This window comes from uncultured Fretibacterium sp. (genome assembly GCF_938040765.1).
GTDB lineage: Bacteria > Synergistota > Synergistia > Synergistales > Aminobacteriaceae > CAJPSE01.
The window spans coordinates 1-9,535 of sequence record NZ_CALIAA010000155.1 but is presented as its reverse complement, the minus strand read 5'-3'; the positions used below and the strand labels follow the sequence as shown (position 1 = coordinate 9,535).

The 9,535-nt window shown below is 65.9% G+C and carries 10 protein-coding genes; 3 read left to right on the top strand and 7 right to left on the bottom strand.

Translation table 11 applies throughout. The features are described from left to right. The 6 genes from Q0176_RS05655 to Q0176_RS05630 form a co-directional block, all read right to left on the bottom strand. The coding region (locus Q0176_RS05655) for a cytochrome c biogenesis protein CcdA (RefSeq protein ID WP_299300097.1) at positions 1-666 on the bottom strand (666 nt) is incomplete at its 3' end. Further along, a complete protein-coding gene (locus tag Q0176_RS05650) occupies positions 666-1,016 on the bottom strand; it encodes a thioredoxin family protein (RefSeq protein ID WP_299300095.1) in 351 nt (116 codons plus the stop codon). The genes Q0176_RS05650 and Q0176_RS05655, both read right to left, overlap by 1 nt. 244 nt (positions 1,017-1,260) lie before the next feature. Beyond that, a complete protein-coding gene (locus Q0176_RS05645; protein ID WP_299300093.1) occupies positions 1,261-2,190 on the bottom strand; it encodes an ABC transporter permease in 930 nt (309 codons plus the stop codon). A gap of 1 nt (position 2,191) precedes the next feature. Beyond that, positions 2,192-3,277: an ABC transporter permease gene (locus Q0176_RS05640; protein ID WP_299300091.1), complete on the bottom strand. Its 1,086-nt coding sequence runs from the start codon at positions 3,275-3,277 to the stop codon at positions 2,192-2,194. After that, on the bottom strand, positions 3,274-4,836 hold the full coding sequence (locus Q0176_RS05635) for an ABC transporter ATP-binding protein (RefSeq protein ID WP_299300089.1): 1,563 nt from the start codon (positions 4,834-4,836) through the stop codon (positions 3,274-3,276). The genes Q0176_RS05640 and Q0176_RS05635 overlap by 4 nt, the downstream gene beginning before the upstream one ends. Positions 4,837-4,915: 79 nt before the next feature. After that, positions 4,916-5,884, bottom strand: coding sequence for a BMP family protein (locus Q0176_RS05630; RefSeq protein ID WP_299300087.1), 969 nt, complete (start codon positions 5,882-5,884; stop codon positions 4,916-4,918). 252 nt (positions 5,885-6,136) lie between these two features. Between Q0176_RS05630 and Q0176_RS05625 the strand changes: the two genes are divergently transcribed. From Q0176_RS05625 to Q0176_RS05615, 3 genes are all read left to right on the top strand, one after another. Next, positions 6,137-6,583, top strand: coding sequence for a flavodoxin domain-containing protein (locus Q0176_RS05625; protein ID WP_299300085.1), 447 nt, complete (start codon positions 6,137-6,139; stop codon positions 6,581-6,583). Positions 6,584-6,674: 91 nt separating this feature from the next. Next, positions 6,675-7,391: an amino acid racemase gene (locus tag Q0176_RS05620; RefSeq protein WP_299300083.1), complete on the top strand. Its 717-nt coding sequence runs from the start codon at positions 6,675-6,677 to the stop codon at positions 7,389-7,391. Then, a complete protein-coding gene (locus Q0176_RS05615) occupies positions 7,388-8,992 on the top strand; it encodes a D-aminoacylase (protein WP_299300081.1) in 1,605 nt (534 codons plus the stop codon). The genes Q0176_RS05620 and Q0176_RS05615 overlap by 4 nt, the downstream gene beginning before the upstream one ends. A gap of 43 nt (positions 8,993-9,035) precedes the next feature. On the opposite strand, the gene Q0176_RS05610 is transcribed toward Q0176_RS05615, so the two are convergent. Then, a complete protein-coding gene (locus Q0176_RS05610) occupies positions 9,036-9,422 on the bottom strand; it encodes a 4'-phosphopantetheinyl transferase superfamily protein (RefSeq protein WP_299300099.1) in 387 nt (128 codons plus the stop codon). Positions 9,423-9,535: the final 113 nt, after the last annotated feature.

The window sequence follows — 9,535 nt, the reverse complement described above, 5'->3', positions numbered from 1 at the left end:
TCCCACACAGATCAGCACGACGCCGCAAAGGAAGTTCAAAACGCGCAGGGCCTTCTGTCCCCGCTCGCTCTGGAGCCAGACGGAGGCGAGCTGAGCGAAGGTCCCGGATACGATCAGAACGGCACTGTAGCCCAACGCGTAGGCGAGGATCAGGCCGAAGGAGAACAGGAACCCGCGCGAGGCCTGAGCCGCAGCCAACGAGAGCACCGGGGTGATGTAGGCAATGCTGCACGGGCCGATGGCGAGCCCCGACACGACGCCCAGGACCAGAGCCCCCCAAAGCCCGCGCCGCTCCGTGGAGCCGCTGCCCCCGAACGAGAAGAACCTGAAATGCACGAGCCCCGTCAGATGGATGCCCATGAGGATGAACACCGCGGCGACGAAGAGCGTCAAAAATCGCTCGTTGCCGCCCAAGAGCAGACCGAAGCTGGAGGTGACGAACCCCACCAGCATGAGGTTCAGCACGATCCCGCTGCAGAAGGCGCAGGATACCTTGAACGCCTCCCAGCGGCTGGGGCTGTCCGTGTTCTCGATGTAGCCGACAACCAGGGGAATGGCCGCGATGCCGCAGGGGCTGAGGAGGACGCTTGCGATCCCCCAGAGAAAGGCCCCCGCCCATTGCAGGGGCCCACTCGAGGTCATCGCGGAGAAGATGGCGTCAAGCATTACTCTATGGCGACCCCCGCTTTTTTGAAGATCTCCAGGACCTCGTCGAGGCTGCGGTAGCCGACCTCCTGCTGAACGACCTTGCCCTCGGCGTCCATGAAGAGAAGGGTGGGGACGTAGCGCACTTTGTACTCACGGGCCATCTCCGGATGCTCCTCCACGTTCACCTTCTCCGCCGTCAGCTTGCCCGCGTACTTGTCGTTGATCTCGTCCAACACCTTGGCCATCTGCAGACAAGCGGGACAGGTCGGGGTGGACAGGGACCTCAGGGTCGGCAGCTTCTTCTCCCCGGCAAGGGCGGGCGAAAGGGCAAGGGCCACCAGAACGAGTGACAGAACGAACATCTTCATTACAGAACACTTCCTCTCAATAATAAGAATTGAAATTCCTAAATGCCGCGACGTGTCTATCCTACAGGACTTTCACTCCCTTGACAAGCTGGCGTTCCTGCGGATTTTCGCATACGGAATACGTGCGTGAGAGGAGTGCGATGCGGGACAAAAAGCGACCGGTCCCCGCAGAGCTTCGGCCCTGTGGAAACCGGTCGTCCGCCCAGACGATGGATGCGGGAGAGCCGGGATATCGGGATCGGGCTTAACCCCGGTTCTCCCGGTCGTAAGGCTTCCCCAGTGCCGCAGGCTCGACGCGCCTGCGGTTCGGGGACAAGGCCAGCACCAGGATGACCAGAACATAGGGCACGATCAGGGCCAGTTCGTAGGGGAACTTGATGCCGTAGAACTGGATCAGGCGCTGCGCCGCCGCGGCGATGCTGAACAGCACCGCTCCGCCCGCCACGCCCCAGGGCGACCAGCGCCCGAAGTAGACGAGCGCCACGGCGATGAATCCACGGCCCGCCGTGATGTTGTCGGCGAACATCCTGGCCGAGCAGACGGACAGGTACGCGCCGGCCAGCCCCGCGAAGGCCCCGGCCAGGATCACGCACTGGTAGCGGACGCGGGAGACATCGATCCCCAGCGTGTCCGCCGCGCGGGGCGTGGTGCCCACGGCGCGGACCTTCAACCCCCAGGACGTTCGGAAGAGCAGGTAGCTCGACAGGGGGATCAGCGCGAACGCGACGTAGTCCATGGGGCTGAGGGTCGCCAGGACCGACCCGACCCAGGGAACGCTCCGCAGGAGGTCCAGCCTCAGAGCGGGGATTCCGGTGACCGGTGTGGGGCCGCCGACGTAGACGCGGAAGAGCGTCCCGGAGATCCCCCAGCCCAGCATGTAGAGGCCGATCCCCGCGATGCCCTGACGGGCCTTGAAGGTGATGCAGACCAAACCTAGAAGGAGCCCGAGGAGGGCTCCGACGGCAAGGGCCGCCGCGAGGCCGAGCCAGGGCATATGAAACTTCAGGTCGATGAAGAACGCCGCGAAGGCCCCCATCATCATGATGCCCTCGGCGCCGAGGTTGAACAGGCCGGCCCTCTGGTCGAACATCTCCCCCAGGGCTACCAGAAGCAGAGGAACGGCCATGGGGACGGCGGCGGCGAGCATGACGGAGAACAGGGATTCCCAGCCCATGTCAGGAGGCCTCCTCTCGGATGAAGCGGGACAGGATCCGGGCCCGTATGCCTCGGTTCGAGATGAAGATCGAGGAGGAGACGACGGCCAGGATGATCAGACCCTGAATGGCCAGGATGATGTGGGCGGGGATGGTGACGGCCCGCTGCATCATGTCCGCACCGACGATCAGAAGCCCGAAGAGCATCGAGGCGGGGATGATCCCCAGCGGGTGAAGCCCGCCGAAGAGGGCCACCACGATCCCGCTGAACCCATACCCCGCGGAGAGCGCCTCCAGGGCGCGGCGATGCACGCCGCACAGCTCCATGGCCCCGGCCAGCCCCGCCATTCCTCCGGCCAGAAGCATGGCCAGGACGAGGTGGCGCTTCACGTTCATGCCCGCGCAGCGCGCGGCCAGGGGCTCGGCCCCGCAGGCCCTCATGCGGTAGCCCAAGGTCGTCCTCCAGAGCATCAGGTAGGTCAGCACGGCGAGGAGCACCGCGTAGATCAATCCGGAGTGCAGGCGCATCGGGGGCATCAGGCGGGTCAGCCAGGCGTTGGGGGAGAGCTGCGCCGTCTGGGGGATGCCCGTTCCGTAGGCCAGCTCCTGCGGGTCGATCATCGGAGCCCGCAGGAGATAGATGTAGACCTGGCTCGCGATGTAGTTCAGCATGACCGTGCTGAGGATCTCGTTGACCCCGAGGTAGGCTTTGAGCCATCCCGCGATGGTCCCCCACAGGGCCCCGCCGACGAAGGCCGTGGCGAAGATCAGGGGGATCAGAAGGAACTTGGGCAGGTCGGGCAGGGCCAGCCCCACGAATGCGCCGGCCACGGCCCCGATCAGGATCTGCCCCTCCCCGCCGATGTTCAGGATGCCGCTGCGGAAGGAGATGGCGACGCCCACGGCCACCAGCATCAGGGGCGTCGCGCGCACCAGCGTCTCCGATATCCCAAAAGGGTCCTTCAGGGGCTCGGTGAACATGACGGCGTAGGCCGCCAGGGGGTTGCCGCCGGCTACCGCGAAGAGCCCGGCCCCCAACAGGAGCGCACAGAAAAGGAAGAACAGGATGACCGCTACGTTGTAGATCAGGATCGTACTCTTTCTCATGCCTCCGCCTCCCCGTCGGCCGGGCTCTTCTCCGCGGCGCCGATGCCCGCCATCAGCAGACCGAGCTCCTGCTTGTCGGTCTCGGCGGCGTTCAGGACCTTCATGATGCGCCCCTCGTAGATGACGGCGATGCGGTCGCAGATGTCCAGCAGCTCGTCCAGCTCCTCGGAGATCAGCAGCACGGCGGTCCCCGACTCGCTGATCTTCAGGAGCTGCCTGTGCACGTGTTCCGTCGCGCCGAGGTCCAGGCCGCGTATCGGGTAGACGGCGACCAGCACCTTGGGCTGGCGGGTGATCTCCCGGGCCAGGATGACCTTCTGGATGTTGCCGCCCGACAGGGTGGCACAGGGCGTCTCGATGTCCGGGGTCTTGATCTCGAAGGAGAAGACCAGGTCGGACGCGAAGCGCCGGATTTTCTCCCGGTTCAGGAAGCCCCGGCTCGAGAGTTCGGGGCCGTCGTACTCCTTCAGGATCAGGTTCTCGCGGACGGAGAAGGAGGGGATGATTCCCTCGCGGATGCGGTTCTCCGGGATGTAGCCCATGCCCTGTTCGATGATCTGCAGGGGCGTGTGGTTGGTGATGTTCCAGTAATCGATCAGGATGTTGCCGCTCTCAATCTTCCGCAGGCCGTTGATGACCTCGGCAAGCTCGCGCTGCCCGTTTCCGGAGACGCCGGCGATGCCGAAGATCTCGCCCTTGCGGACGTCGAATGTGACTCCGTTCAGGGCCGGTTTTCCGCGGTCGCGGTCCCCCCTGGCCCGGACATCCACGATGTCCAGGGCCGTCTCCTCGCGCAGAGGGTGGGGCGTGCGGGACGAGGCCTGCCCCAGGGTCCGACCCGCCATGCGGTCCGCCAGCTCGCGGTCCGAGAGCTCCCGGGTCGGACCCTCGTAGACCCGCTTGCCGCCCCGGAGGACCATCACTCGGTCGCTGACGCGCCGGACCTCGTTCAGCTTGTGGCTGATGAAGATGACGGAGCACTCCCTGCGGGCCATATCCCCGAGCAGGTCCAGAAGCTCGTCCGTCTCCTGCGGGGTCAGGGCGGCCGTGGGCTCGTCCATGATCAGGAGGTTGGCCCCCAGGACCAGGGACTTGATCAGCTCGACCCTCTGCTGCTCTCCCACCGAGAGCTGCCAGATCAGGGCATCCGGCTTGACCTCCAGATCGTGTCTGCGGGAGATGTCCAGGATCTTGTAGCGCACCTCCTCCAGATCCAGGGAGAAGGCGTGCCGATGGCAAAACCCCAGCGCGACGTTCTCCGTCACCGTGAGGTTCGGCACCAGCATGAAGTGCTGGTGCACCATTCCGATACCCAGCCGGAAGGCGGCGAGGGGGCTGTCGATGACCACCTCGCTCCCGTTCACGACGATACTTCCGCTGTCCTGACGATAGAGTCCGTACAGGACGTTCATCAGGGAGCTTTTCCCCGCCCCGTTCTCCCCGAGCAGGGCCAGGATCTCCCCCGAACGCAGGTCCAGGTCCACGGAGTCGCACGCCACGACGCCGGGAAAACGCTTGGTTATCCCCCTCATCTCGAGGGTCTTGATCCGTTCCGTCATGGACATCCCCCCGATCGTCCAAGCCATTCGAAAAACGGGGGACGCCGCCGACGAGCCGGGCCCCCCGATCCCATTACGATCAGTTCAGTTCGATCTTCAGCTTGCCGCTGGCGATGTCCGACTTGATCTCCTCGACCTTTTGGGCGACCTCGGGCGGAAGCTCGCGGTTGATCTGGATATCGATGTTCCCGTTGGCGATGGAGAGCGGGATGGCCCGGCCCCCGAGTTCTCCCTTGGCGCGGGAGTCGAGCATCTCCCTCACGACGTTCTTGAAGAGGTAGACCTGGGCGAGGAGCACGGACTCGGGGGCGACGTTCTTCATGTTGAGGTCCGTCGAGATCCAGTAGACCCCCTTGTGTTCGGCGACGGCCTTGAGCGCGCCGACGCTCTGCTGCGAGGAACCGCTCAGGAAGTCCGCACCGGCATTGATGGCCGTGCGGGCGATCTCGCCGGCCCCCACCAGGTCGTTGAAGGAGCCCGTGTAGGCGATGCGGACCTCGGCCTTCGGGTTCACGGCCTTCACGCCCATCTCGAATCCCTTGTTGTACTTGATGGCATCGCCGGCCTCGACGGGGCCGACCAAGCCGATCACGCCGCTCTTGGTCATCATGCCCGCGACCACGCCGCCGATGTAGGCCCCCTCCTGAGAGTGGGGATCGTAGGCGAAGATGTTGGGGAACTTCGCGGCGTAGCCGGTCCCGTAGGCGAAGGTCGTTTTGGGGAAGTCCGGGGCGATGTCGTTCAGCAGGCTCTGGTACTGCGCGCCGTGGGCGATGATGAGGTCGTAGCCCTGGGAGGCGTACTGACGGATGGCCGCAGCCGCATCCACCGGGTTGCCCAGGCGCTCGCTGATCGAGAGCTCCAGCTTGTCCGAACCCAGCTCCTCCTGAACGGCAACGATGCCCTCGTACATCGCCTGGCTCCACGCCAGGTCGTCGCGGGTGCTGGGAACGACGAAGCCAACCCTGATCGGCGCACCCCAGGCGACGGCCCCGACAAGCATCACGACCGACAGCGACAACGCCAACAAAGACAGTCTCTTCCTCATACAACAATCCCTCCCGACTAAGATGAAATAGCTTGACTTCTCAATTATCCCATATTCAGGATAAATAGGGTAAGAAAAGAATAACCTCGTGAAAAATTTTTCGTCCGACGTTTCGTCCCAGGCCCGGCGTCGCCTCCGGGCAAGGCCATATCCATGATGCACGATCGATGAAAATGGCTATAATTGGGCATGAAACGTACAGGGATATCGGCCCGGGACCGCCGGGACGGTCAAGGAAAGGAGCAAATCCATATGGAAGCGAAAATTGCCGTCGTGTATGTCTCGACCCATCACGGCAACACGAAAAAAGTTCTGGAGGCGATGGCGGAGGAACGGGCTTGCGACCTGTATCCCGCGGACCAGGCGAAGGATGTGGATTTCTCGAAATACGACGTCGTCGGGTTTGCGTCGGGCGTGTACTTCCAGTCCTTGAGCCCCGACATCGTCCAGCTGGCGAAGGATATCGAGCTCGATGCGCGCCAGAGGACGTTCATCGTCTACACGGCGGGGATCAACTTCAAGAACTACGCCGCCTCCGTCGAGCGCATCCTGAAGGAGAAGGCCGGAACCTACGTCGGACGATACGCCTGCAGGGGATACGACACCTGGGGACCGTTCGGGCTCTTCGGCGGGATCGGGAGAAAGCACCCGACGGACAAGGACCTTTTGAAGGCCAGGGAGTTCATAAAAGCGCTTTGAGTTCCGAAAATGGAACGACGTTTCCAGACGGGGCGGACTCAACCCGCTTCCGCCGATCGCTGGGGACGTCCGAAAAGGAGTTTTGACTGAATTGCTCTCCAAGCCCGAGAAAAAACTGGGAATTCTGGGCGGGATGGGGCCCGCGGCGGCGGCCGAGTTTCTGAGGCTCCTGGCGGCGGGGGCTCCGGCTCAAAACGATGCCGGGCATCCGTACCTTCTGATGCTCTCGGACCCCGGCATCCCGGACCGCACCGACGGAATTCTGGGCGCCGGGCCCGACCCCCTGCCCGCGATGCGCCGGGACCTGCTGCGCCTGGCCGAGTGGGGGGCGGACCTGCTGGCCGTCCCCTGCAACACGGCCCATCACTTCATCGACCGCTTTCGGGCCGATCTGCCCATCCCCCTGGTCCACATCGTGGAGGCCACCGTGGACGCCGCACGGCGCCGCAGTCCGCAGGGGGCGTGGCTCCTGTCCACATCGGGGACGCGGGCCTGCGGAATCTATCCGGCCTGTGCGGAGCGGAAGGACTATCGGTTCCTGCACCCGTCGGAGCGGCAGCAGGAACGGGTGCAGCGCTGCCTGCGCCTCGTGAAGGCCGGGGAGATGGCCGAGGCGGCCGGTCTGATGCGCGAGGTCGTGGAGGAGCTGTGGAGCGAGAAGGACCTCGCGATCGCGACGGCCTGCACGGAACTGCCCCTGGCCTACGCGGCCGCGGGCCTTCCGGAGGAGCGGGAGGTGTCGAGCCTTCGGGCGCTCTGCGACGCCTGTCTCGACGTCCTCTACGAGAGGGACGACGAGGGGGCATGACGTTCGACATCGTCGTCAGGGGCGGGTACGTGGCGGACGGGGCGGGGAACCCCCTCTTCCGCACGGACGTCGGGGTGTGCGGCGACCGCATCGCCGCGCTGGGCCGCCTTCCGGACGGCAGGACGACGGTCGACGCGTCGGGGAGGGTCGTGGCCCCCGGGTTCATCGACGCACACAATCACGTCGACCACGGCATCCTGCGCTGCCCCGAGGCCCGGAACTTCATCCTCCAGGGGTTCACGACCTCAGTCTGCGGGAACTGCGGGCTCTCCCTGACGCCGCTCTCGGACGAGCACCGCGAGGCCCTGGCCCGCTATATGGGGCCCTTCGTGGGGGCGGCTCCGGAGTACGACTGGGGATGGAGCGACTTCGCCTCCTTCGCCCGCAGGATCGAGGCGGCCCGTCCGGCCCAGAACCTGGCGATCCTCACGGGGCACGGCACGCTGCGCGCCGCCGTGATGGGTTTCGAGGACCGCCCTCCGAGGGAACGGGAACTCGACCGGATGCGGGAGCTTCTGGAACGGGAGTTCGATCAGGGGGCCTGCGGGCTCTCCTTCGGCCTGGCCTATCCGCCGGGGAGCTATGCGGGGCGGGAGGAGATCGCCGCGCTCCTCTCCGTGGCCGCGCGGCGGGGCCGGCGCTGCGCCTTCCACATGGCGAGCGAGAGCACGACGGTGACCGAGTGCGTGGACGAGCTGCTGGACCTGGCCCGGGAGACCGGGGCCGCCGTGGAGGTATCGCACCACAAGGCCATCGGCCGGGCAAACCGGGGCAAGATATTCGAGACGCTGCGCACGATGGAGCGGGCCCGTGCGGAGGGGACGGACATCCTGTGCGACGCCTACCCCTACGTGGCGGGCAGCACGACGATCCTCTCGCTCCTGCCGGCCTGGGTGGCGGAGGGAGGCGTGGAGGCCCTGCTTGCGCGACTTCGGGACGGAACGCAGCGGTCCCGCATCGCGGAAGCGATCCTGCGGGACGATGTGCCGGGCGACAACCTGATGCTCCTCCAGGGGTGGGGGCGGGTCCTGATCGGAAGCTGCCCCGCGGACCCCGCGAGCGAGGGCCGGAACCTGGCGGACATCCTGAACCGGCAAACCATGGACGCGGAGAGTATCGGGGCCTTCATGGACTGGCTGCTGCGCATCGGGGGAACCGCGCTGATGGTCCTGCTGGACGAGCAGAGCGAGGACGACCTGATGCACGTCCTGGGCCACCCTCTCACCGCGCTGGGATCGGACGCGTGGGCCGTCCGCAGCGGGGAGGGGTGCCCTCACCCGAGGGCCTACGGCACGACGGCGCGCTTTCTGGGACGCATCGCCCGGGACCGAGGGCTCCTGAGGCCGGAGGAGGCCGTGCGCAGGATGACCTCCGCCCCCGCGCAGCGTTACGGCATAGCGGGCCGGGGTCTGATTGCGGAGGGGCTCTTCGCCGACCTCGTCGTGTTCGACCCCGAAGCGTTTCTGGACCGCGGGGACTTCCTCGATCCGCATCATCCTCCCTCGGGCCTCTCCGCGGTGATCGTCAACGGGGAGGCCGCGGTGTTGAACGGGGAGCAGACGACGCGGCGCGCGGGACGCGTGCTGCGCGCCTCCGCCTGAACGCGGGAGGGGCCGTCAAGGGGGCGAGGCGCGGCACCCCGGGTCAGGGCGGAGGTTCCCCCTCGATCACCACGACGGCCGCGGCGTAGTCCCCGTCGTGCGTCAGGGAGACCCAGAGCCTCTTGGAGCGCCCCGGGAGGAACGACGCTTCGACTTCGGGAGCAAGTTCGATCCTCGGAACGCCCCCCTCCCGGAGCAGGCAGAAGCCTTTCCCTAAGGCCACCTCCGCCAGGGACACGCCCGAGGCCTTGCAGAAGGCCTCCCGTGCGGCGAAGGCCGAGGCGTAGCTTGCAGCGCGGGCCCGCTCGCCTCCCCTGGCCTCGGCATAGGCAATCTCCTCCGGGCAGAAGACGCGCTCCACGAAATGGCGCGACCGTATGGCCCGAAGCATACGCGAGATACGGCACAGGTCGATCCCGACGCCAACGATCAGGGCAGAGCCCCCCTTTCGGAGGACCTGGAAGAACCTCGTAAACCGTTAAGGGGCATCATCGGGGGAACACGTTCCCCCGCGTCCCTATCGACCATTCGCGCCGGGGGGAC

What these genes read in the sequence shown, in the direction of transcription:
- Q0176_RS05635 (WP_299300089.1), bottom strand. Translation starts at nt 4,836, where the DNA reads ATGACGGAACGGATCAAGACCCTCGAGATGAGGGGGATAACCAAGCGT.
- Q0176_RS05645 (WP_299300093.1), bottom strand. Translation starts at nt 2,190, where the DNA reads ATGGGCTGGGAATCCCTGTTCTCCGTCATGCTCGCCGCCGCCGTCCCC.
- Q0176_RS05615 (WP_299300081.1), top strand. Translation starts at nt 7,388, where the DNA reads ATGACGTTCGACATCGTCGTCAGGGGCGGGTACGTGGCGGACGGGGCG.
- Q0176_RS05650 (WP_299300095.1), bottom strand. Translation starts at nt 1,016, where the DNA reads ATGAAGATGTTCGTTCTGTCACTCGTTCTGGTGGCCCTTGCCCTTTCG.
- Q0176_RS05630 (WP_299300087.1), bottom strand. Translation starts at nt 5,884, where the DNA reads ATGAGGAAGAGACTGTCTTTGTTGGCGTTGTCGCTGTCGGTCGTGATG.
- Q0176_RS05640 (WP_299300091.1), bottom strand. Translation starts at nt 3,277, where the DNA reads ATGAGAAAGAGTACGATCCTGATCTACAACGTAGCGGTCATCCTGTTC.
- Q0176_RS05625 (WP_299300085.1), top strand. Translation starts at nt 6,137, where the DNA reads ATGGAAGCGAAAATTGCCGTCGTGTATGTCTCGACCCATCACGGCAAC.